The 22,397-nt window shown below is 67.3% G+C and carries 20 protein-coding genes; 17 read left to right on the top strand and 3 right to left on the bottom strand.

Features of this window, described 5'->3' with window-relative positions; genetic code table 11:
- The first annotated feature begins 26 nt into the window (after positions 1–26).
- The 5 genes from AB4Z48_RS09305 to ubiB all read left to right on the top strand — a co-directional run bounded on the left by AB4Z48_RS09305 (position 27) and on the right by ubiB (position 4,840).
- Positions 27–440, top strand: coding sequence for a gamma-butyrobetaine hydroxylase-like domain-containing protein (locus AB4Z48_RS09305; RefSeq protein ID WP_441613633.1), 414 nt, complete (start codon positions 27–29; stop codon positions 438–440).
- Positions 441–483: 43 nt separating this feature from the next.
- Positions 484–1,215, top strand: a complete 732-nt coding sequence (ubiE, locus tag AB4Z48_RS09300) for a bifunctional demethylmenaquinone methyltransferase/2-methoxy-6-polyprenyl-1,4-benzoquinol methylase UbiE (RefSeq protein WP_441613632.1) — start codon at positions 484–486, stop codon at positions 1,213–1,215.
- Between the two features lie 51 nt (positions 1,216–1,266).
- Positions 1,267–2,253: a Tim44 domain-containing protein gene (locus AB4Z48_RS09295; RefSeq protein WP_441613631.1), complete on the top strand. Its 987-nt coding sequence runs from the start codon at positions 1,267–1,269 to the stop codon at positions 2,251–2,253.
- A 235-nt stretch (positions 2,254–2,488) separates the two neighbouring features.
- A complete protein-coding gene (locus tag AB4Z48_RS09290) occupies positions 2,489–3,175 on the top strand; it encodes a ubiquinone biosynthesis accessory factor UbiJ (RefSeq protein ID WP_441613630.1) in 687 nt (228 codons plus the stop codon).
- Between the two features lie 87 nt (positions 3,176–3,262).
- Positions 3,263–4,840, top strand: a complete 1,578-nt coding sequence (ubiB, locus tag AB4Z48_RS09285; RefSeq protein WP_441613629.1) for a ubiquinone biosynthesis regulatory protein kinase UbiB — start codon at positions 3,263–3,265, stop codon at positions 4,838–4,840.
- A gap of 131 nt (positions 4,841–4,971) precedes the next feature.
- Here ubiB and AB4Z48_RS09280 read toward each other — a convergent pair whose 3' ends face one another.
- Positions 4,972–5,586, bottom strand: coding sequence for a hypothetical protein (locus AB4Z48_RS09280; protein ID WP_441613628.1), 615 nt, complete (start codon positions 5,584–5,586; stop codon positions 4,972–4,974).
- Between the two features lie 449 nt (positions 5,587–6,035).
- Here AB4Z48_RS09280 and AB4Z48_RS09275 point away from each other — a divergent pair, with 449 nt between their 5' ends.
- The 7 genes from AB4Z48_RS09275 to AB4Z48_RS09245 all read left to right on the top strand — a co-directional run bounded on the left by AB4Z48_RS09275 (position 6,036) and on the right by AB4Z48_RS09245 (position 13,132).
- Complete coding sequence (locus AB4Z48_RS09275; protein ID WP_441613627.1) at positions 6,036–7,472, top strand: sodium:solute symporter family protein; 1,437 nt, start codon at positions 6,036–6,038, stop codon at positions 7,470–7,472.
- Between the two features lie 198 nt (positions 7,473–7,670).
- Complete coding sequence (locus AB4Z48_RS09270) at positions 7,671–8,027, top strand: FmdB family zinc ribbon protein (protein WP_441613626.1); 357 nt, start codon at positions 7,671–7,673, stop codon at positions 8,025–8,027.
- 14 nt (positions 8,028–8,041) lie between these two features.
- Positions 8,042–8,743 carry a DUF502 domain-containing protein gene (locus AB4Z48_RS09265; RefSeq protein WP_441613625.1) on the top strand — a complete coding sequence of 234 codons (702 nt, stop codon included), beginning with the start codon at positions 8,042–8,044 and terminating at the stop codon, positions 8,741–8,743.
- A 43-nt stretch (positions 8,744–8,786) separates the two neighbouring features.
- Entirely contained in the window at positions 8,787–10,592 is a 1,806-nt protein-coding gene (gene aspS / locus AB4Z48_RS09260) for an aspartate--tRNA ligase (protein ID WP_441613624.1), read from the top strand.
- A 228-nt stretch (positions 10,593–10,820) separates the two neighbouring features.
- Positions 10,821–11,714 carry a hypothetical protein gene (locus AB4Z48_RS09255; RefSeq protein WP_441613623.1) on the top strand — a complete coding sequence of 298 codons (894 nt, stop codon included), beginning with the start codon at positions 10,821–10,823 and terminating at the stop codon, positions 11,712–11,714.
- 171 nt (positions 11,715–11,885) lie between these two features.
- Positions 11,886–12,359 (top strand): dihydroneopterin triphosphate diphosphatase, encoded by a 474-nt coding sequence (gene nudB / locus AB4Z48_RS09250; RefSeq protein WP_441613622.1) that lies wholly within the window; start codon positions 11,886–11,888, stop codon positions 12,357–12,359.
- Positions 12,356–13,132 carry an endonuclease/exonuclease/phosphatase family protein gene (locus AB4Z48_RS09245; RefSeq protein ID WP_441613621.1) on the top strand — a complete coding sequence of 259 codons (777 nt, stop codon included), beginning with the start codon at positions 12,356–12,358 and terminating at the stop codon, positions 13,130–13,132. Before nudB ends, AB4Z48_RS09245 begins: the two co-directional genes overlap by 4 nt.
- A gap of 123 nt (positions 13,133–13,255) precedes the next feature.
- Here the strand turns inward: AB4Z48_RS09245 and AB4Z48_RS09240 are convergent, their stop codons facing one another.
- Positions 13,256–14,152, bottom strand: coding sequence for a LysR family transcriptional regulator (locus tag AB4Z48_RS09240; RefSeq protein ID WP_441613620.1), 897 nt, complete (start codon positions 14,150–14,152; stop codon positions 13,256–13,258).
- A 65-nt stretch (positions 14,153–14,217) separates the two neighbouring features.
- Here AB4Z48_RS09240 and AB4Z48_RS09235 point away from each other — a divergent pair, with 65 nt between their 5' ends.
- Positions 14,218–14,919, top strand: coding sequence for a short chain dehydrogenase (locus tag AB4Z48_RS09235; protein WP_441613619.1), 702 nt, complete (start codon positions 14,218–14,220; stop codon positions 14,917–14,919).
- 45 nt (positions 14,920–14,964) lie between these two features.
- Here AB4Z48_RS09235 and mobB read toward each other — a convergent pair whose 3' ends face one another.
- Positions 14,965–15,471, bottom strand: coding sequence for a molybdopterin-guanine dinucleotide biosynthesis protein B (mobB, locus tag AB4Z48_RS09230; protein WP_441613618.1), 507 nt, complete (start codon positions 15,469–15,471; stop codon positions 14,965–14,967).
- Between the two features lie 130 nt (positions 15,472–15,601).
- Between mobB and clsB the strand changes: the two genes are divergently transcribed.
- The 4 genes from clsB (at position 15,602) to AB4Z48_RS09210 (ending at position 22,395) form a co-directional block, all read left to right on the top strand.
- Entirely contained in the window at positions 15,602–16,924 is a 1,323-nt protein-coding gene (clsB, locus tag AB4Z48_RS09225; protein ID WP_441613617.1) for a cardiolipin synthase ClsB, read from the top strand.
- 372 nt (positions 16,925–17,296) lie between these two features.
- Positions 17,297–17,887 (top strand): TetR/AcrR family transcriptional regulator, encoded by a 591-nt coding sequence (locus tag AB4Z48_RS09220; protein WP_043343612.1) that lies wholly within the window; start codon positions 17,297–17,299, stop codon positions 17,885–17,887.
- Between the two features lie 75 nt (positions 17,888–17,962).
- Positions 17,963–19,750, top strand: coding sequence for an acyl-CoA dehydrogenase C-terminal domain-containing protein (locus AB4Z48_RS09215; protein WP_441613616.1), 1,788 nt, complete (start codon positions 17,963–17,965; stop codon positions 19,748–19,750).
- Positions 19,751–19,968: 218 nt separating this feature from the next.
- Positions 19,969–22,395, top strand: a complete 2,427-nt coding sequence (locus tag AB4Z48_RS09210) for a 3-hydroxyacyl-CoA dehydrogenase/enoyl-CoA hydratase family protein (RefSeq protein ID WP_441613615.1) — start codon at positions 19,969–19,971, stop codon at positions 22,393–22,395.
- Positions 22,396–22,397 lie beyond the last annotated feature (2 nt).

The following is a 22,397-nucleotide window of genomic DNA, read 5'->3' as shown; positions in this document are numbered from 1 at the left end:
CCGCTTGCAGCCGCGCGCCACACATCATGGCAGGCCTCGAAAAAGATACTCCCCATCCCACCGCCCTTACCGTGCACACCCAGTCGCGCGTGCTGGAGGTGGGCTTCGACAACGGCGCCGCCTTCCGGCTGCCCTTCGAATACCTGCGCGTCAACTCCCCCTCGGCCGAAGTGCAGGGCCACGGTCCCGGGCAGGAAGTCCTGCAGACCGGCAAGCGCGACGTGACCATCGTCGCCGTCGAGCCGGTGGGCAACTATGCCGTCCTGATCCGTTTTTCCGACGGGCACGATACCGGCATCTTTTCCTGGGAACTGCTTTACCGCCTCGGCGCGGAGCACGACGCGACCTGGCAGGCCTACCTGAAGCGACTGGAAGCAGCCGGGGTCGACCGCGACGCCCCGATGCCCGCCGCCGGCGGCCACGCCTGCGGCAACCATTGAGCTTGAGCGCCGCGCGCGCGATTACTGATTTACGGAGCAAGTCATGAGCGAAACCCACTTCGGGTTCGAAAAGGTCAATGAAGATGAGAAGGCCGGCAAGGTGGCCGGCGTTTTCCATTCGGTGGCCAGCAAGTACGACGTCATGAACGACCTGATGTCGGGCGGCATGCACCGGCTGTGGAAGATGTTCACGATCGCCCAGGCCGGCGTGCGGCCGGGCTTCAAGGTGCTCGACATCGCCGGCGGCACCGGCGACCTGTCCAAGACCTTTGCCCGCCAGGCGGGTCCGACCGGCGAGGTCTGGCTGACCGACATCAACGAATCGATGCTGCGCGTGGGGCGCGACCGCCTGCTGAACAAGGGCATCGTCACCCCGGTCTGCCTGTGTGACGCCGAGCGCATTCCGTTCCCGGACAACCACTTCGACCTCGTCACCGTGGCATTCGGCCTGCGCAACATGACCCACAAGGATGCCGCGCTTGCCGAGATGCGCCGCGTGGTCAAGCCGGGCGGCAAGGTGATGGTGCTGGAGTTTTCCAAGGTCTGGAAGCCGCTGGAAAAGGCCTACGACATCTATTCTTTCAAGGTACTGCCATGGCTTGGCGAGCGCGTGGCCCAGGATTCCCACAGCTATCGTTATCTGGCGGAATCCATCAGAATGCATCCAGACCAGGTTTCACTTGTACGCCTGATGGAACATGCGGGCCTGGAGAATGTCGAATACTTCAATCTGACCGCGGGCGTCGTGGCGCTTCACGTCGGACGAAAGTACTAGACAATAAAGGCTCAGCAAAAATTGAGCGAACTTAACAGGGGAAGCACTGATATGTCGCTATTTCGTGGAAAATTCATGGCATGTGTGCTGATCGGCACACTGGCCCTCGGCCTGGCACTCGATGCCAACGCCAAACGCCTGGGCGGGTCGCGCAGCATTGGCAAGCAATCGTCCGGCGTGACGCAGCGCCAGCAGACCCCGCCGCAACAGCAGCCGTCGCAGCCGCCTGCGCAGCAACCGGCCCAGCAGGCCGCACCGGCTGGCGCCGCCGCGGGCGCAGCCGCAGCGGCCGCGCCCAAGCGCAACTGGGGTGGCATGCTGGGCGGCATCGCCGCCGGCCTGGGTATCGGCTGGCTGCTGTCGCACTTCGGCCTGGGCGGGGCGGCGATGAGCTTCCTGTCCAACCTGATCCTGATCGCCCTGGTGGTCTTCGTGGCGATGTGGCTGATCCGCAAGTTCCGTGGCGGCGCAAGCCGTCCGCAGCAGCCGGCCTACGCCGGCGCCGGTGGCGGCAATGGCCTCGGCAGCGAACCGACGCTGCGCCAGCAGGCGCCGGCGGCTGCGTCGAATCCCGTGATGGCGTCGCCTGCTGCGTCGCAATCGCCGGTCGCGCCGGTCATGGCAGGCGCGGCGGGCGCCGTGGCGGCAGCCCAGCCCTGGGGCGTGCCGGCCGATTTCGATACCGAGGCCTTCCTGCGCAATGCCAAGGTCTACTACGTGCGTCTGCAGACCGCGTGGGATGCCGGCAACCTCGAGGACATCCGCGAGTTCACCACGCCCGAGATGTTCGCCGAGATCAAGATGGACCTGTCCGAGCGCGGCGCCGAGGTCAACAAGACCGACGTCGTCACGCTGGAAGCCGAGCTGCTGGGCATCGAAGACAGCCCGGCGCAGCATCTGGCGAGCGTGCGCTTCTCCGGCATGATCCGTGAAAAGGCGGGCGATCCGGCGCAGCCGTTTGCCGAAGTCTGGAACCTGGCCAAGCCCGTCAGCGGTAGCGGCGGCTGGGTGCTGGCGGGGATCCAGCAGGTTTCCTGACCGCGTCAGTCCTTCTTGTCCGGCCGGCTGCTGCGCGGCCGGCAGGTGGCTTAGAATGGAGGCCCACGTGAAAACGTGGGCTTTTTTTGTTCGGCGATGCGGTGCGGGTGCAAGGAGGCGCGTCTTCTCCAGTGGCGGCCGCGCGGCCGCGCAGGCACCGGCCCGCCGGCCAAGCCGATTCCAACCCGTCAGCACTGAAAACTGAAAGGCCCCGCCCCCAGCCCACCCCGTTCCTATGCCCACCCTTCCCACCCCCCTGACCGCGCCCCCCATCACTGCCCTGAATCATCTGCTGGAGCAGGAGCCCTGGGCGGTTTCGCTGCTCCAGCCTTTCGCCGGCCGCGTGATCCGCTTCGATGCGGCCGCGTTTACGCTGGCTCTGCGCATTACCGGGCAGGGACTGACGGAGCTGGCGCCGGCGGTGGAAGAGCCGGCGGTGACGCTGACCGTGCCGCTGCAGCAATGGCCGCTGGTGGCGTCCGACGTGGCCAGCGGCGGGCAGGCGGCGGCGATGAAGCATGTGCGCATCGAAGGCGACGCCGAACTGGCCAATACGGTGTCGATGCTGGCGCGCAACCTGCGCTGGGACGCCGCCGAGGACTTGTCGCGCGCGCTGCGGGGCATCCTGGGCGGACCGCTCAGCGACAGCGTGGCGCAGCGGGTGGTGCAGGGCGCGCAGGAGGTCCATGCGCAGGCCACGCGGCTAGGCCGCACGCTGGTCGAGAACGTGACCGAATACCTGCTCGACGAGCAGCCCACGCTGGTGCGCCATGCCGCGCTCGACGAGCTCGGCACCGGGGTGCGCGCGCTCGGCGACGATCTCGCGCGGCTGGAGAAGCGGCTGGAGAAGCTCGAGCAGGGCGCCCGCATGCAAGGCGGCGCGGCGGGCGGGGCGGGCAGCCTGCCGTCAGCCCACCGCTGAACCCGCCAGCGCCTTGCCGATGCCACGCACGTCGCCTGTATTGCCTGCCCCGGCCAATCCGTACCGCCCAAATACTGAAGAACCTGCATGACCCGCTTCCTGCGCCTTTGCAAGATTGTTTTCGTCGTCCTCTACTACGGGCTGGACGAACTCGTGCTGTCCGGTTTCAAAAGCCGCCGCATCCGCTTCCTGGTGCGGGTCATCACCATCGGGCGCAAGCTCGACATGCCGCGCGGCGAACGCCTGCGGCTGGCGCTGACGCGCCTCGGGCCGATCTTCGTCAAGTTCGGCCAGGTGCTCTCTACCCGGCGCGACCTGATGCCGGCCGATATCGCCGATGAACTGGCCAAGCTGCAGGACCAGGTGCCGCCGTTCGATCCGGTGGTGGCGGTCAAGATCATCGAGCGTTCGCTCGGCCGGCCGCTGGCCACGCTGTTCGAGAGCTTCGACCACCAGCCGGTGGCCAGCGCGTCGATCGCGCAGGTGCACTTCGCCACGCTCAAGGGCGGCTCCAGCCACGGCCGCGAGGTGGCGGTAAAGGTGCTGCGCCCTGGCATGCTGCCCGTGATCGACAGCGACCTGGCGCTGATGCGCGACCTCGCCACCTGGCTGGAGCGCTTCTGGGCCGACGGCAAGCGCCTCAAGCCGCGCGAGGTGGTGGCCGAGTTCGACAAATACCTGCACGACGAACTCGACCTGATGATCGAGGCCGCCAATTGCAGCCAGCTGCGCCGCAATTTCAGCGATACCCAGCTGCTGCTGGTGCCCGAGGTGTTCTGGGATTTCTGCAGCAGGGAAGTCTTCGTGATGGAGCGCATGCACGGCATCCCGATCTCGCGCAACGAAGCGCTCAAGGCGGCCGGCGTCGACATGCACAAGCTGGCCGAAGAGGGCGTGGAGATCTTCTTCACCCAGGTCTTCCGCGACGGCTTCTTCCATGCGGACATGCACCCGGGCAATATCCTCGTATCGGTGGCACCGGAGACGCTCGGCCGCTATATCGCGCTCGACTTCGGCATCGTCGGCGCGCTCTCGGAGTTCGACAAGAACTACCTGGCGCAGAACTTCATCGCCTTTTTCCGCCGCGACTACCATCGGGTGGCGCTGTTGCACGTCGAATCCGGCTGGGTGCCGCCCGACACGCGGGTGGAGGAACTCGAAAGCGCGGTGCGCGCCTGCTGCGAGCCCTATTTCGACAAGCCGCTCAAGGAGATCTCGCTGGGCATGGTGCTGATGCGCCTGTTCCAGACCTCGCGCCGCTTCAACGTCGAGATCCAGCCCCAGCTGGTGCTGTTGCAGAAGACCCTGCTGAATATCGAAGGGCTGGGCCGCCAGCTCGATCCCGACCTGGACCTGTGGAAGACCGCCAAGCCCTTCCTTGAGAAATGGATGCACGAGCAGGTGGGCTGGAAGGGCGCCTGGGAACGCATCCAGGTGGAAGCGCCGCAATGGGCCAAGATGCTGCCGGACTTCCCGCGCCTGGCGCACCAGTTCCTGGAGCGCCGCGCGCTGGTGGACAACAATAACCAGGAAAAGCTGCTGGGCGCGCTGATCTCCGAGCAGCGTCGCACCAACCGCCTGATCGTCACCGCCTTGCTGCTGGCCGGCGGCTTCCTCGCCGGCATCGTGCTGACCGAGATGCTGTCGCTGGGCGGCTACCTGTAGCGCCGGCAAGGCAACAAGGCGGCAGGGCTTGACCCGGACCGGCAAGGGCGCGGGCGCGCCCGGACCGGCCTGCCTGCCGATCTGGCGCAGGCGCTTGTCAGGCAGGCGCTCGTAAGCGCCCGCTCACCTCGTCAGCCGCGTACGCGGCCATTGTGCTTGTCGCGATAGATCGCCCGGCTGTCATGGTTCTCGGCGCGCTGGATGCCGCGCTGTTCACCTGCCCCGACGTGACCGTTGGCACCGGCGCGCGCCTCGCGGCGGTCCACCCGGGCCTGGCCACGCTCGAGCTTGCCGGCCTCGCGGTTGGTCAGCGAGCCATTGCCCACGCCGTTCTCGATGCGCTGCTCCTGGTTGATATTGCGCTGCACGTCAGCCTGCATGCGTTGCGACGAGGCGCTGGCCGGATTGCCGGTGACGCCGTTGTGGGTGTCGCGGGAGATATCGCGGCTGACGTTGTTTTCGGCGCGCTGGATGGCCGCCTGTTCGCGCGGCGAGACCGAGCCGTTGGCGAGCGCGTGCGATTCCATGCGGTCGACCCGGGCGGTCTGCTTTTGCAGGCTGGCCGCCTCGCGCGTGTTCAGGCTGCCGGACTGCAGGCCGTTCTCGATGCGCTGTTCCTGGTTCACGTTGCGCTGCACGTCCTGCGAGACCGCGGCGGTCTGCGCGCCGGCCAGTCCTGCGCCGAGCAAGCCGGCGGCGAGCAGCAGGGTCTTGAGCATCTGGGTCTGACGGTTGCGGTTGGCCATGGTGTTCTCCTTTTCCTCTTGAGGTCGTGGGCGGCAGCGCGGCGCGCCGGCGGGGTGCCGGCGGGCGGCTCGGTGGCGCTGCCTTGCCTGCTTTAATGCGCAAGGCACGGGTGACGCTGACGGCAGCTTTGTAAGCTGTGTAACCGGGCGTAAGCCGCATGGCCGGCGACGCCCGTGGCGCGGCGGTCGGGTGCCCCGGCCACCTGTGGCGCCTGCGCAGCATCGGCACGGCAATTTCCGCGCGGCCGGGAATTTTCTTCGCTCGCAGCTGTCTGCGTGGCTATAATCCGCGTTTTGATTCGGCTACGACCGCAGGCTTAGATCAGCCACCCATGCGGCCCCGACCGATGAATTGGACCCGGGACGGGGCAGAGGGGCAGACCAGCGCATCCCGCCCGCCCGGCAACCGGTTTCTCGCCGCAAGGGCATATCTGGGATAGGGCAGCAGCATGCTGATCTGGTTCGTCGTCATCTACTGGGTAATCTCCGTCGGCATTGGCCTGTGGGCCGCGCTGCGCGTGCGCAACACCGCGGACTTCGCGGTCGCCGGCCGCAGCCTGCCGTTCTACGTCGTCACCGCCACCGTGTTCGCCACGTGGTTCGGCTCGGAGACGGTGCTGGGCATCCCCGCGGTCTTCCTCAAGGAGGGCCTGTCCGGGGTGGTGTCCGATCCCTTCGGTTCCTCGCTGTGCCTGATCCTGGTCGGGCTGTTCTTCGCGCGTCCGCTGTACCGCATGAACCTGCTGACCATCGGCGACTACTATCACAACCGCTATGGGCGGCTGGCCGAGGTGCTGACCACGGTGTGCATCGTGATGTCCTACCTGGGCTGGGTCGCCGCGCAGATCAAGGCCCTCGGGCTGGTGTTCTTCACCGTTTCGGACGGCGCTCTGTCGCAGGACGCCGGCATGATGATCGGGGCCGCCAGCGTGCTGGTCTACACCCTGTTCGGCGGCATGTGGGCGGTGGCGGTGACCGACTTCATCCAGATGATCATCATCGTGATCGGCATGCTGTATATCGGCTTTGAGGTCAGCGGCCAGGCCGGCGGCGTGGTGGCGGTGGTGTCGCACGCGGCGGCGGCGGGCAAGTTCGAGTTCCTGCCCTCGCTGGACCTGGTGCAGATCATCGGCTTCGCGGCTGCGCTGTTCACCATGATGCTGGGCTCGATTCCGCAGCAGGACGTGTTCCAGCGCGTCACCTCGTCGCGCACCGAGAAGATCGCCGGGCGCGCCTCGGTGCTCGGCGGCGTGCTGTATTTCTGTTTCGCCTTCATCCCGATGTTCCTGGCGTATTCAGCCACCATGATCGATCCCGAGATGGTGCAGAAGTACATCAACACGGACTCGCAGCTGATCCTGCCCAAGCTGATCCTCACCCATGCGCCGATGTTTGCCCAGGTCATGTTCTTCGGCGCGCTGCTGTCGGCCATCAAGAGCTGCGCCTCGGCCACCCTGCTGGCGCCGTCCGTGACCTTCGCCGAGAACATCCTGCGGCCGTACTTCCGCCACCTCGACGACCGCCGCTTCCTGCGCGTGATGCAGGCCGTGGTGCTGTCGTTCGCCGTGCTGGTGACCCTGTTCGCGCTGAACTCGCACCTGTCGATCTTCCATATGGTGGAAAACGCCTACAAGGTCACATTGGTATCGTCCTTCGTGCCGCTCGCGTTCGGCATGTTCTGGAAGCCGGCCACGCGCCAGGGCGGCCTGGCCGCCATCCTGCTGGGGCTGGCGTCGTGGCTGTGCTGCGAGATCGCCTTTGCCGACGCGGCGGTGCCGCCGCAGATGGTCGGCCTGATGTTCTCGCTCGGCGGCATGGTGTTCGGATCGTTGCTGCCGCAGTGGATCGGCGACCATCCGCGGGTCAAGGAAGTGCACCTCGCCTGAGCGAAGCCGGCCCGGGATGCGCCAGGCGTGCGTTCTGAGGCATTTTCTGCCCCTTTTCCTGCGGCCCGGCATACGCAGAACGGTTTATAATTCAAGGCTTTGCACCGCCATGTGACGCACGGGAACGGCAATCTCCCGGCCAGCGCGGCGGCGCGGTTCCATCCAATTTCCGTTCCAGAATCCTCGCGGAGAGCCACTATGCCGATCTATGCCTACCGTTGCGACGCCTGCGGCCACGGGCGCGATGTGCTGCAGAAAATGAGCGATGCCCCGCTCACCGACTGCACATCCTGCGGCGCGGCGGGCACCTTCAAGAAACAACTGACCGCGGCCGGCTTCCAGCTCAAGGGCTCGGGCTGGTATGTCACCGACTTCCGCGGKGGCGGCAACAGTGCCGCCGCCGCGCCGGCCACGGCCCCCGCCAGCGGTGGCGACAGCGCCGGCGCGGCGCCCGCATCGGGCGGCGACACGGCGGCGGCGGGCACCAGCGCCGCCTCCACCACCACCGCATCGACAAGCACGGCCGGCGGTTGCGGCAGCGCTTGCGCCCATTGAAAGCAGAACGCACCGTGCCGGCGAAGAAAACCTCCGCCCTCAAGACCTGGTTCCTGACCGGGCTTCTGGTGCTCGTGCCGCTGGGCATCACGCTATGGGTGCTCAGCCTGGTCATCGGCACCATGGACCAGAGCCTGGCGCTGCTGCCCGAAGCCTGGCGGCCGGACCGCCTGATGTTCGGCAAGCGCGTGACGGGGCTGGGCGCGATCCTGACCCTGCTGTGCATCCTGGTCGTCGGGATGCTGGCCCACAACTTCATCGGCCAGCGGCTGGTGCGCTGGTGGGAAGCGCTGCTCGGCCACATCCCGGTGGTCGGCCCGATCTACACCAGCGTCAAGCAGGTTTCCGACACGCTGCTGTCCTCCTCCGGCAACGCCTTCCGCAAGGCGCTGCTGGTGCAGTATCCGCGCGAAGGCTCGTGGACCATCGCCTTCCTGACCGGGCGTCCCGGCGGCGACGTGCAGAATCATCTCCAGGGCGAGTACGTCAGCGTCTACGTGCCGACCACGCCCAATCCGACCTCGGGCTTCTTCCTGATGATGCCCAAGGCCGATACCATCGAACTCGACATGACCGTCGACGCCGCGTTGAAGTACATCGTCTCGATGGGCGTGGTGGCGCCGTCCGAGCTGCCGCGCAAGAGCGGCACGGTGCGCACCGACGAGGCGCAGGCCGAAGCCCTCGCCGAATCCGCCGACACAACGCCTTCAAATTGATCGCCGGCCGCACCAGCGGCCGCGTTATTCCGGGAATTCTCTTATGTCCTCCATGCGTACTCACTATTGCGGTCTCGTGACCGAACAACTGACGGGCCAGGAAGTGGCCCTGACCGGCTGGGTGCAGCGCCGCCGCGACCATGGCGGCGTGATCTTCATCGACCTGCGCGACCGCGAAGGCCTGGTGCAGGTGGTGTGCGATCCCGACCGTCCCGAGATGTTCAAGGCGGCCGAAGAGATCCGCAACGAGTTCTGCATCCGCGTCACCGGCAAGGTGCGTGCGCGTCCGGCGGGCACCGAGAACGCCAACCTGACCTCGGGCAAGATCGAAGTGCTGTGCCACGAGCTGACCGTGCTGAACCCGTCGGTCACGCCTCCGTTCCAGCTCGACGACGACAACCTGTCCGAGACCACCCGCCTCACGCACCGCGTGCTGGACCTGCGCCGCCCGCAGATGCAGTACAACCTGCGCCTGCGCTACAAGGTGGCCATGGAGGTGCGCAAGTTCCTGGACGCACAGGGCTTCATCGACATCGAGACCCCGATGCTCGGCAAGAGCACGCCGGAAGGCGCGCGCGACTACCTGGTGCCGTCGCGTACCAACCCCGGCCATTTCTTCGCGCTGCCGCAGTCGCCGCAGATCTTCAAGCAGATGCTGATGGTGTCGGGCTTCGACCGCTACTACCAGATCACCAAGTGCTTCCGCGACGAAGACCTGCGCGCCGACCGCCAGCCCGAGTTCACGCAGATCGACTGCGAGACCTCGTTCCTGACCGAGCAGGAGATCCGCGACCTGTTCGAGGACATGATGCGCACGGTGTTCAAGAACGCCATCGACGTGGACCTGGACGCCAAGTTCCCGGTGATGGAGTTCCGCGAAGCCATGGCCCGCTTCGGCTCGGACAAGCCTGACCTGCGCGTCAAGCTCGAATTCACCGAACTGACCGACGTGATGAAGGACGTCGACTTCAAGGTGTTCTCGGGCCCGGCCAACAGCGACAACGGCCGCGTGGTCGGCCTGCGCGTGCCGGGCGGCAGCGCCATCTCGCGCGGCGAGATCGATGCCTACACCCAGTTCGTCGGCATCTACGGCGCCAAGGGCCTGGCCTGGATCAAGGTCAATGAAGTGGCCAAGGGCCGCGACGGCCTGCAATCGCCGATCGTCAAGAACCTGCACGACGCCGCCATCGCCGAGATCCTCAAGCGCACCGGCGCCCAGGACGGCGACATCATCTTCTTCGGCGCCGACAAGGCCAAGGTGGTCAACGATGCCATCGGCGGCCTGCGCCTGAAGATCGGCCATTCGGAGTTCGGCAAGACCACCGGCCTGTTCGAAGACGTGTGGAAGCCGCTGTGGGTGATCGACTTCCCGATGTTCGAGTACGACGAGGAAGACGCGCGCTGGGTTGCCATGCACCACCCGTTCACCAGCCCGAAGGACGAGCACCTGCAGTACCTGGAGACCGATCCGGGCAAGTGCATCGCCAAGGCCTACGACATGGTCCTGAACGGCTGGGAAATGGGCGGCGGCTCGGTGCGGATCTTCCGCGAGGACGTGCAGAGCAAGGTGTTCCGCGCGCTCAATATCGGCGAGGAAGAAGCCCGTGCCAAGTTCGGCTACCTGCTGGACGCGCTGCAATACGGCGCGCCCCCGCACGGCGGCCTGGCCTTCGGCCTGGACCGCATCGTCACGATGATGGCCGGTGCCGATTCGATCCGCGACGTGATCGCCTTCCCCAAGACCCAGCGCGCGCAAGATCTGCTGACGCAGGCGCCGAGCTCGGTCGATGAGAAGCAACTGCGCGAACTGCATATCCGCCTGCGCGCGGCCGAGCCGAAGACCGCCTGAGTTCCTGGCGCTTGCGCCTGAATGGAAGGGCCTTGTGTGGCGCCAACGCTGGTTGGCGCCGCCAGGGCCCTTTTTGATTTCCGTGCGTCTGTGCCGTGTCCGGCATGCGGGCTGGTTTCCAATTGTTACATCGCGGAACGAAGCCCCCCGGCCCAAGTCTTCTTCCTTTATGGCGCCAAGCCGCAAGCCCATTTCGAAGGCACGCCGGCCGCGCGGGAGGAATCTGTCGTGTCCCTGGATGTAGAACCGATCCGCCAGTTTTTGCTGGCCCATGCCGAAACCATCGTGACCTGGCTGGTGGCCGGGCTGGCGATGATGTTGCTGGCGCGTTTCGAGTTGCGGCGCGCGGTGCGCCGTTCGGCGATCGCCATGTCGGAGTCGGTTGCCACCACGGTGGCCGCCTGCGTGCCCGATATCGCGCATGCCGCGCAGAGCGGCGGTGCCGCCGCCGCCGTGCCGATGCTAGAGCCGGTCGAGATGCAGCGCGCCGACGCGCTGCGCCGGGTTGCGCTCGACACCGTCGGCACCGTGATGGCACGCGGGCGCTGGCTGGAGGACCTGGGCAACCTGCGCGTGGCCGAGGAGGCGCTGTTGCAGGGCAGCCGCGCCGGCGGCGCCGACCCGCTGCTGGTGGTGGCGCCACAGCAGGTGGTGCAGGCTTACCTGGCGGCACAGCGCAGCTTCGACGAGTACGCTGCGCAATTGCGTGACGAGCGCCGCGAGGCGATGCGCCTGCAAGACGGGCTGCAGGCGCTGGCGGCGGAGGCCGCGCATGTCGAGCAGGAGACCGCGAGCATCGTGATGCGTTTCGAGCAGGCCAACGCGCAGGCGGCACATGGCGTGGAACCCGGCGACTACCAGCGTTTCCTGATCCAGAAGTACAACGCGCTGGGCGTGCGCGAGAAGGAGATCGCGCAGGAGCGCGCGCAGCTTCAGACACAGGCCCAGCTGGCCGCCGACCGCCTGGCGGCGCATGCCAGCGCCGCTTCGCGCGACTACACGCAGGCGCTCACGCCGCTCATGCAGCAGCTGCGCGCGGCGTGGGGCCACGGCGATTCGCCTGGCGTGTTCGAGACCTGGCTGCGCGAGGCGCCGGCTCCGTCGAACGCACACGCTGCCTGAGTGCCGGCGGGCGCCCGCAAAAGTCGCCCGCAAAGATCGCCCGCAGGGCCGCTCGCGGCCCATCCCATGCCTGCCGGTTCCACCATGCGCGAAATCGCGGAGCCGCGGCGTTTTCCCGTCGCGGCTCCGCCCATCTGGGGTAAGCTTGGGAACGTTGTCCGCCTCCATCCCATGTCCTACAAGATTCCCCGATCCGTGCTGGTCGTGATACATACGCCAGACCTGCAAGTGCTGTTGCTGGAGCGTGCCGACCGGCCGGGATACTGGCAATCGGTCACCGGGAGCCTGGATGCGCCCGACGAGCCGCTGGCCGTGACGGCCGCGCGCGAGGTGGCCGAGGAGACCGGGCTTATCGCCGCCGAGCACCGGCTCGAAGACTGGCAGCACACCCTCGACTACGAGATCTACCCGCAGTGGCGCCACCGCTACGCGCCGGGCGTGACGTGCAATACCGAGCACTGGTTCGGCCTGCGCGTGGCGCGGCCGGTGCCGGTGACGCTGGCGCCGCGCGAGCACCTGCAATGGCAATGGCTGCCGTGGCGTGAAGCGGCGGCACGCTGTTTCTCGAGCAGCAATGCGCAGGCCGTGCTGCAACTGGACTGGCGAGTGCAGGGACGGCGCGCTCCCTGCGGAGCCGCTTCATGAGACTGCGCGTCGTCACCTACAACATCCACAAGGGTGTGACCGGCATCGCGCGCAAGCCGCGGATCCAGAACGTGCGCCTGGGCTTGCAGACGGTCGATGCCGACATCGTCTTCCTGCAGGAAGTGCAGGACCGCAACGATCGCCTGGTGGCCGCCGCGCTGTTCGATCCCGACTACACCCAGCTCAACTACCTGGCCACCGACGCCTATCCGCATTCGGTGTACGGGCGCAACGCGGTGTACGACCACGGCCACCATGGCAACGCCATCCTGTCGCGGCATCCGATCCTGATGTCGGAAAACCTCGACATCTCCGATCACCGCTTCGAGCAGCGCGGCCTGCTGCACGCGGTGGCGGACATGAACGGCACCGAAGCCCACCTGATCTGCGTGCATTTCGGGCTGTTCGCGCGCAGCCGCGCGCGCCAGGCCGAAGCCCTGGTCAAGCGCGTGTGCGATGTGGTGCCGGCCGAGGCGCCACTGCTGATCGCCGGCGATTTCAATGACTGGAACCACCGGCTCGACGACCTGATCTGCTCGACCCTGGGCACCACGGAAGTCTCGCATGCCGGCGGCTCGCGCCTGCACACCTTTCCCAGCCACATGCCGTGGTGGCAGCTCGACCGCATCTATGTGCGCGGCTTCGAGATCGAGAGCGCCAGCGCGCTGACCGGACGCGACTGGGCGCAACGTTCGGACCATGTGCCGCTGATGGCGGAGCTGGCCCGCATCGCGGTGCCGGAGCGGCCACTGAAGGCCAAGGTCCGCTCCTGAAGCCGGGGGGGCATCCTTCCACCCCCGGTGCGCGCCGGCGCGTCGCGTCTTCGGCAGCTTGCCGCACCTTTCTCCGCACCATCCTCCGCACCATCCTCCGCACCTTCCGCGCCTTGCCTTTCCTCAGATCCCCATTTTCTCGAGCATCCCCTCGACGAAGCGTACCCGCTTGGGCAGCGGGCGCGGGTCGCGCGGATAGAGCAGGTGCACCGGGCGCGGCGGCGGCAGGGCGTCTTCCAGCAACGGCACCAGCAGGCCCGCGGCCAGGTCGGCGGCCAGCAGCACTTCGGGCTGCATCACGATGCCGCAGCCGGCCAGCGCGGCGCGGCGCAATACTTGCCCGTTGTTGCTGCCGAGCGGGGCGCCATCCGCCGCCGCGCCGCCGTCCGGCAGTTCTGGCCAGCCCATGCCATGGCGCCACAACAGATGGTTCAGGCAACGGTGGCCGGCCAGTTCGGCCGGCGTGCGCGGCACGCCGGCATGCGCCAGGTAGGCCGGTGCCGCGCAGATGCACATGCGGTAGGGCCGCAGCGGGCGCGCCACCAGTTGATCCGAACCGGCGAGGGTGCCGATGCGGACCAGGGCGTCGAAGCCATCTGCGATCAGGTCCGCGTAGGCGTCATCGAGCACCAGTTCTACCTTGACCTCGGGGTGACGCAGCAAGAACGCCGCCACCGCCTCGGCCACCGCGGTCTCGCCCAGCGTCACGGGCGCGCCGACGCGCAGCAGGCCGCGCGGCTCGCTGTGCAGGCGCTCGGCCACGGTGTCGGCGGCACGCACCTGCGCCAGGATGCGCCGGCATTCGTCCAGGTAGAGGCGGCCGGCTTCGGTCAGGCGCTGGCGGCGCGTGCTGCGCTGGAGCAGGCGCACGCCGAGGCGCTGTTCGAGTTGCCCGACATGCTTGCCTACCATCACCGCCGACAGGCCCAGTGCCGCGGCGCAGGCCGTGAAGCTGCCGGCCTCCGCGGCGGCGGCGAAGATCTCCATGCTGCGCAGCTTGTCCATCGATTCCGAATCCATGGTTAGGAATGCTCGAAATCCTAGCCCATTTATCGTGTTCCCGCCGCGTATCAGAATGAATTCCATTGGCGGAAGGAAGGAATTGGCGCCTCGGCCGATTCCGCCGCTTCGGCCATTTCGGCCATTTCGGCCGCATCCCTCCCCATCATCCTGAAGGAACAACAATGAAGAAGATCGTCGTGATCGGTGCGAGCGGCACCCTGGGCAAGGCGGTGGTGGCGAATCTCTCGGCCCGCCATGAAGTGGTCGAGGTCGGCAAGACCAGCGGGGCGCTGCAGGTGGACATCACGGTGCCGGAGTCGGTGCAGGCGCTGTTCGAGCGGCTCGGCAAGGTCGACGGCATCGTCTGCGCCACGGGGCAGGTGTTCTTCGGCCCGGTGCCGCAGATGCGTGCCGAGGATTTCGCCATCGGCCTGAACGACAAGTTGCTGGGCCAGGTGCGGCTGGCGCTGGTCGGCCAGCACTACCTGAACGACGGCGGCTCGATCACGCTGACCAGCGGCATCCTCAGCGACCAGCCCATCCACGCCGGCGCAAATGCCTCCAGCGTCAACGCCGCGCTGGACGGCTTCGTGCGCGCCGCCGCGGTGGAACTGGGCCGGGGCCTGCGCATCAATGTGGTCAGCCCGACCGTGGTGCAGGAATCGTGGGGCGCGTACGGCCCGTTCTTCCCGGGCTTCGAGGCGGTGCCGGCGGCGCGCGTGGCGCTGGCCTACCAGCGCAGCGTGGAAGGCCCGGGCAACGGCGAGATCTACCGGGTCTGGTAAGCAGGCAATTCCGGCAATGCCGGCAGGGAGGGTCGTCGCGGCCGCCTAGCCGGTGTGCGCGCGCACCAGTGCGACGATGGCGTCCACGTCGGCCAGGTCGAGCACCGGCAGCGTGGTCATCGCCGCCACCTTCCCGGGCTGGTCGCTGGCCACGGCGACCACGCCGGGCACCTCAGGCCACAGCGGTGGCAAGCCCAGCGCGGGGCGGAACACTTCCAGCTTGGGAAAATCGCTGCGCTTGTAGCCTTCGACCAGCACCAGGTCGGTGTCGGCAGGCAGCACGCCGAGCGCTTCGGCCAGCTCGGGCGAGGGCTCCGACTCCGCATAGTTGCGCATCAGCGTCAGGTGGCGCGCGCCGACCAGGACCACGTTGGCGCAGCCCCCCTGGCGCATGCGCCAGGAATCCTTGCCCGGCGTATCGGGATCGAAGCCGTGGTGAGTGTGCTTGATCCCGGCCACGCGCAGGCCTGCGGCGACGAAGCGCGGGATCAACTGGTCCAGCAGCGTGGTCTTGCCGCTGCCCGACGAGCCGGAGATGCCGAAAACCTTCACGATAGGGTGGAAGACGGGATAAAGCGCTGAAGATAGCAGAGAACGGCGCGGGCGGCGCGGCCGGGCTCGCAGTGTTGCGCGTGTTGCCCCGCGCTCGCACATGACTTCGGCGTGGCTGATAATGTGCCTCATGTCTTCGATACCGCTCACCCGCCTGCCATACGCGCCGCCAGCCGCCGCCTTGCGAGACGATGCCGATGCGCCGGCGTCGCCGCGCGCGCCGCGCCGCGCCGGGCCGCTGCGCTCCGAGTGGCGCCGCGGCAAGCCGCTTGGCGGCAACGCCGTGCGGCTGCTGCACTGCGGCCGGGATTTTTTCCCGGCGCTGATCGCCGCCCTCGACCGCGCGGTGCTCTCGGTCTCCCTCGAAACGTATATCTACGCCGACGACGACGTCGGCGCGGCCGTGACCGATGCCCTGATCCGCGCCGCCGGCCGCGGCGTGGATGTGCGGCTGGTCGTGGACGGATTCGGCGCGGGCGACATGCCCGCCGCGCTGGCAACGCGCCTGCGCGAAGGCGGCGTGCGGCTCAAGGTGTTCCGTCCGCTGCGCGGCTTCAGCCTGGCTCGCCGCAACCTGCGGCGGCTGCACCGCAAGCTGGCGGTGATCGACCAGCAGGTCGGCTTCGTCGGCGGCATCAATATCATCGACGACCATAACCACGGCCCTTTCGAGAGCGAGGGGCTGGGCCCGCGCTATGATTTCGCGGTGGAGGTGCGCGGTCCGCTGGTGGGCCAGATCGCGCTGACCGCGGAGCGCCTGTGGTGGCAGCTTTCGCTGCGCGGCGAGATGCGCAGCGTGGGCCTGGCGGGCGTGGCGGCTGAATTTCCCCTGATCACCGATTTGCCGCTGCCGCGCCAGGATCTTGCCGGCGGCATGCGCGCCGCGCTGCTGTTGCGCGACAATCTGCGCAACCGCCGTGCCATCGAGCGCCAGTACCTGCAGGCTCTCGGCGGCGCGCGCCGCGAGGTCATCATCGCCAACGCCTATTTCCTGCCCGGCCACAAGATGCGCCGCGCACTGCTGGCCTGTCGCCGGCGCGGCGTGCGCGTGCGCCTGCTGCTGCAGGGGATGGTGGAGTACCGCTTGCAGCACTACGCCACGCATGCGCTCTATGACACCTTGCTCGGCGCCGGCGTGGAAATCCACGAATATGCCGACAGCTTCCTGCACGCAAAGGTGGCGGTCGTCGACGATGCCTGGGCCACGGTGGGGTCGAGCAATATGGACCCGTTCAGCCTGCTGCTTGCGCGCGAGGCCAATGTGGCGGTCTACGATGCCAGCTTCTGCGCCGAGTTGCGCCAGGAGCTGGAGCAGGCCATCGCCACGCGCAGCACCGAGGTCAAGGCCGCCACCCACGCGCGCCGCTCGGCGCTGCACCGCATGGGCAGCTGGGCCGCCTATATGGTGTTGCGCGTAGGCGTGGTGATCGCCGGCGTGACAGGGCGCTACTGAAGCGCTTTTAAGCGTTTGCTGCTTTGCGGCAGGTGCGGCACTCTCGGTCGTGGCATGCCGCTGCGTCGCCGTGTCGCAGCTTGTTGCGGCGCATCGAACGCAGGCGCTGCGTTTAGAAACGCCGGTCTAATTAAATGCTTGCCGCCGAAGGGCGTCGTCACAATAATCTGAACGACCGTTCTTTTTTGCCTTAGACTGCGTGCATTCGCGTCTGCCGGGCGGCGTCATCAGGCAGCCAGGCAGCGAAAAAAAGCATTACGTCAGGGTCATCCGCGGCAGCGATAGGGATCGCGCCGCGAAGAGAATGGAGAAAAAATCATGCGACACCAGTCTGCTCGTCTCGAATCCGCCACTTCCGCGTCCCCCGCGCCCATGCGCAAGGGGGAGATGACGCGCGTGGCGATTCTGGATGCCGCGCTGGAATTGTCGTCCCGCGACGGGCTCGAAGGCTTGACCATCGGCCTGTTGGCGGAACGCATGCAGATGAGCAAGAGCGGCGTGTTCGCGCATTTTGGTTCGCGCGAGGACCTGCAGGTGGAAGTGGTGCGCGAGTATCACCGGCGTTTCGAGCAGGAGGTGTTCTATCCCTCGCTGCACGAACCGCGCGGGCTGCCCCGGCTGCAATCCATGGTGCGGCGCTGGATGGAAAAACGTATCCAGGAAGTCACCACGGGCTGCATCTATATCAGCGGGGCGGTGGAGTACGACGACCGCGCGGAAAGCCCGGTGCGTGACGAGCTCGTCAAGAGCGTCACCATCTGGCGCGCCGCGCTCACGCGCGCCATCGACCAGGCCAGGGAAGAGGGGCACCTGCGCGCGGACTGCGATCCGCGCCTGATGCTGTTCGAGATGTACAGCCTTGAACTAGGCTTGCATCATGACGCCCGCTTCCTGCGCCTGCCCGCCAGCGCCGAGCTCGCCATGGTCGCGCTCAACAAGTTGATCCAGTCTTACCGTACCTGACGCCGCCGCGGCGTCCCGCGCCAGATCGTGCACGGGCGGCGTAGCGGCATCACCAATACCTCCAAGGAGTCTTTGATGGGCCAGTACACCGCACCGTTGCGCGACATGCAGTTCGTGCTCCATGAATTGCTCGGCGTGGAAGCCGAACTCAAGGCGCTGCCCCAGCACGCCGACATCGACGCGGAAACCATCAACCAGGTGCTCGAGGAAGCTGGCAAGTTCTGCGCCGAGGTGGTCTTCCCGCTCAACCAGAGCGGCGACCGCGAAGGCTGCACCTACGTCGGCGACGGCGTGGTCACCGCGCCGAAGGGCTTCAAGGAAGCCTATCACCAGTACGTGGAAGCCGGCTGGCCCGCGCTGGGATGCGATCCGCAGTACGGCGGCCAGGGCCTGCCCATCCTGGTCAACAACGCGCTGTTCGAGATGCTGAACTCGGCCAACCAGGCGTGGACCATGTATCCCGGCCTGTCGCACGGCGCGTACGAAGCGCTGCACGCGCACGGCACGCCCGAGCTGCAGAAGACCTACCTGCCCAAGCTGGTGTCCGGCGAATGGACCGGCACCATGTGCCTGACCGAGCCGCATTGCGGCACCGACCTCGGCATCCTGCGCAGCAAGGCCGAGCCGCAGGCCGACGGCTCCTACAGCATCACCGGCACCAAGATCTTCATCTCCGCCGGCGAGCACGACCTCTCCGCCAACATCATCCACCTGGTGCTTGCGCGCCTGCCGGACGCCCCGCAGGGCACCAAGGGCATCTCGCTGTTCGTGGTGCCGAAGTTCGTCCCCGACGCCAGCGGCAACCCGGGCGAGCGCAACGGCATCAAGTGCGGCTCGATCGAGCACAAGATGGGCATCCATGGCAACGCCACCTGCGTGATGAACCTGGACGGCGCGCGCGGCTGGATGGTGGGCGAGCCCAACAAGGGCCTCAACGCCATGTTCGTGATGATGAACGCGGCGCGCCTGGGCGTGGGCATGCAAGGCCTGGGCCTGACCGAAGTGGCCTACCAGAACTCGCTGGCCTACGCCAAGGACCGCCTGCAGATGCGCGCGCTGACCGGTCCCAAGGCGCCGGACAAGCCCGCCGATCCGATCATCGTGCACCCCGACGTGCGCCGCATGCTGCTGACGCAGAAGGCCTTCGCCGAAGGCGGCCGCGCCTTCAGCTACTGGACCGCGCTGCAGATCGACCGCGAGCTGTCGCACCCGGACGAAGCCGTGCGCAAGGAGGCCGGTGACCTGGTCGCACTGCTTACGCCGGTGATCAAGGCCTTCCTGACCGACAACGCTTTCACCGCCACCAACGAAGGCATGCAGGTGTTCGGCGGCCACGGCTACATCGCCGAGTGGGGCATGGAGCAGTACGTGCGAGATGCACGCATCAACATGATCTACGAAGGCACCAATACCATCCAGGCGCTGGACCTGCTGGGCCGCAAGATCCTCGGCGACATGGGCGCCAAGATGAAGGCCTTCGGCAAGATCGTGCAGGAATTCGTCGAAGCCGAGGGCACCAACGAAGCCATGCAGGAATTCGTCAACCCGCTGGCCGACCTGGGCGACAAGGTGCAGAAGCTCACCATGGAAATCGGCATGAAGGCGATGGGCAACCCCGACGAAGTCGGCGCTGCCGCGGTGCCTTACCTGCGCGTGGTGGGCCACCTGGTGTTCTCGTACTTCTGGGCCCGCATGGCCAAGATCGCGCTGGAGAAGGAAGCCGCCGGCGACAAGTTCTACACCAGCAAGCTGGCCACCGCACGCTTCTACTTCGCCAAGCTGCTGCCCGAAACGGCCGCCGAGATCCGCAAGGCGCGTGCCGGTTCGGCCACGCTGATGGCGCTGGACGCCGACCTGTTCTGATGTACTGAGGGCGTTTCGGCCGCGATCGGTTTGCCCCGTCTCCCGCTTGCGGGAGACGGGCGGGGGAGAGGGCAGGGGTTTGCGATGCGGCAACGCCCGCGCGCGCCTGCCCTCTCCCCCGGCCCTTGCCCATGAATGGGCGAGGGGAGACTACCCGGCGCGGCCGACGCCTGCTTACTCCCTGCCTCTTCTCAACGCTCACTTCCCTAGGAGCGCGCATGTCCAATTTCATCGTCAAGAAGGTCGCCGTGCTGGGTGCCGGCGTCATGGGAGCGCAGATCGCGGCGCATCTCGTCAATGCCCGCGTGCCGGTGGTGCTGTTCGATCTTCCGGCCAAGGAAGGCCCCAAGAACGGCATTTCGCTCAAGGCCATCGACAACCTCAGGAAGCTCTCGCCCGCGCCGCTCGCCATCAAGGACGAAGCCGCGCTGATCCAGGTTGCCAACTACGAGGACAACCTCGCCCTGCTCAAGGAATGCGACGTGGTGATCGAGGCGATCGCCGAGCGCATGGACTGGAAGCATGACCTGTACAAGAAGGTCGCCCCGCACCTGGCATCGCATGCCATCTTCGCCACCAATACCTCGGGCCTGTCGATCACCGCGCTGTCCGAAGGCTTCGACGCGGACCTGAAGTCGCGCTTCTGCGGCGTGCACTTCTTCAACCCGCCGCGCTACATGCACCTGGTCGAGCTGATCCCGACCGCCACCACGCAGCCCGCCATCCTGGACCGCCTGGAGACCTTCCTCACCTCCACGCTCGGCAAGGGCGTGGTGCGTGCCAGGGACACGCCCAATTTCATCGCCAACCGCGTCGGCATCTTCTCGATCCTGGCCGTGTTCGCCGAGGCCGAGAAGTACGGCATCCCGTTCGACGTGGTGGACGACCTGACCGGCGCCAAGCTGGGCCGCGCCAAGTCCGCCACCTTCCGCACCGCCGACGTGGTGGGCCTGGACACCATGGCCCACGTCATCAAGACCATGCAGGACACCCTGCAGGACGATCCGTTCGCGCCGGTGTACAAGACGCCGGCCGTGCTCAAGGGCCTGGTCGACGCGGGCGCGCTGGGCCAGAAGACCGGCGCCGGCTTCTACAAGAAGGAAGGCAAGGCCATCAAGGTACTGGACCCCAAGACCGGCCAGTACGTCGACTCGGGCAAGAAGGCCGACGAGATCGTGGTGCGCATGCTGAAGAAGGAGCCGGCCGAGCGCATCAGGCTGCTGCGCGAATCCACCAACCCGCAGGCGCAGTTCCTGTGGGCGGTGTTCCGCGACGTGTTCCACTACATCGGCGTCTACCTCGAGCAGATCGCCGGCTCGGCCGCCGACATCGACCTGGCGATCCGCTGGGGCTTCGGCTGGAACTCCGGTCCCTTCGAGGACTGGCAGTCGGCCGGATGGACGCAGGTCGCCGAGTGGGTGAAGGAAGATGTCGACGCGGGCAAGGGCCTGTCCAGCGCCGCGCTGCCGGCATGGGTGTTCTCCGGCCCGGTGGCCGACAACCAGGGCGTGCATGCCGCGCAGGGTTCGTGGTCGCCGGCCGCGCAGGCCTTCGTGCAGCGCAACGCGCTGCCGGTCTATGAGCGCCAGGTGTTCCGCGCCGCGCTCAAGGGATCGGCCGCGGCCGATCCCCGCAAGGCGGGCCGCACCGTGGAAGAGAACGATGCGGTGCGCATCTGGGTCAGCGATGGCCAGGACGACGTGCTGGTGGTCTCGTTCAAGAGCAAGATGAACACCATCGGGCCGGACGTGATCGACGGCCTCACGCGCGCGATCGACCTGGCGGAAGCCGGGTACAAGGGCTTGGTGGTGTGGCAGCCCACCTCGCTGCAGCTCGGCGCGCCGGGCGGCCCGTTCTCCGCGGGCGCCAACCTGGAAGCCGCGATGCCGGCCTTCATGATGGGCGGCGCCAAGGGGATCGAACCCTTCGTCAAGAAATTCCAGGACGGCATGATGCGCGTGAAGTACAGCGCGGTGCCGGTGGTGGCGGCGGCGTCCGGCATCGCGCTGGGCGGCGGCTGCGAGCTGATGCTGCATTCGGCCAGGCGCGTGGCCGCGCTGGAGACCTATGTCGGCCTGGTGGAAGTGGGCGTGGGCCTGGTGCCGGCGGGCGGCGGCCTGAAGGAAGCCGCGCTGGCCGCGGCACGCGCGGCGCAGGCGGCCGGCAGCACCAACTACCTGCAGTTCGTCACCAGCCGCTTCCAGAACGCGGCCATGGCCCGGGTCTCGGCCTCGGCGCTGGAGGCGCGCGCGATGGGCTACCTGCAGCCGTCGGACACCATCGTGTTCAACGTGCATGAGCTGCTGTACGTCGCGCAGAACGAAGTGCGCGCGCTGGCCAGCGCCGGCTACCGCGCGCCGGTGCCGGGCACGCTGGTGCCGGTGGCCGGCCGCTCGGGCATCGCCACCATCAAGGCGTCGCTGGCGAACATGCGCGATGGCGGCTTTATCTCCGCGCACGATTTCGTGATCGCCAGCCGCATCGCCGAAGCCGTCTGCGGCGGCGACGTGGAAGCCGGCTCGCTGGTCAGCGAGGAATGGCTGCTGGCGCTGGAACGCCGTGCCTTTGTCGAGCTGCTCGGCACGGGCAAGACCCAGGAACGCATCATGGGCATGCTGCAGACCGGCAAGCCGGTGCGCAACTAAGG

Origin of the sequence: Cupriavidus sp. 2TAF22, assembly GCF_052115045.1 — a bacterium.
Lineage (GTDB): Bacteria > Pseudomonadota > Gammaproteobacteria > Burkholderiales > Burkholderiaceae > Cupriavidus.
Note: the sequence above shows the minus strand (reverse complement) of the source record. Positions and strands in the feature narration are given on the sequence as shown.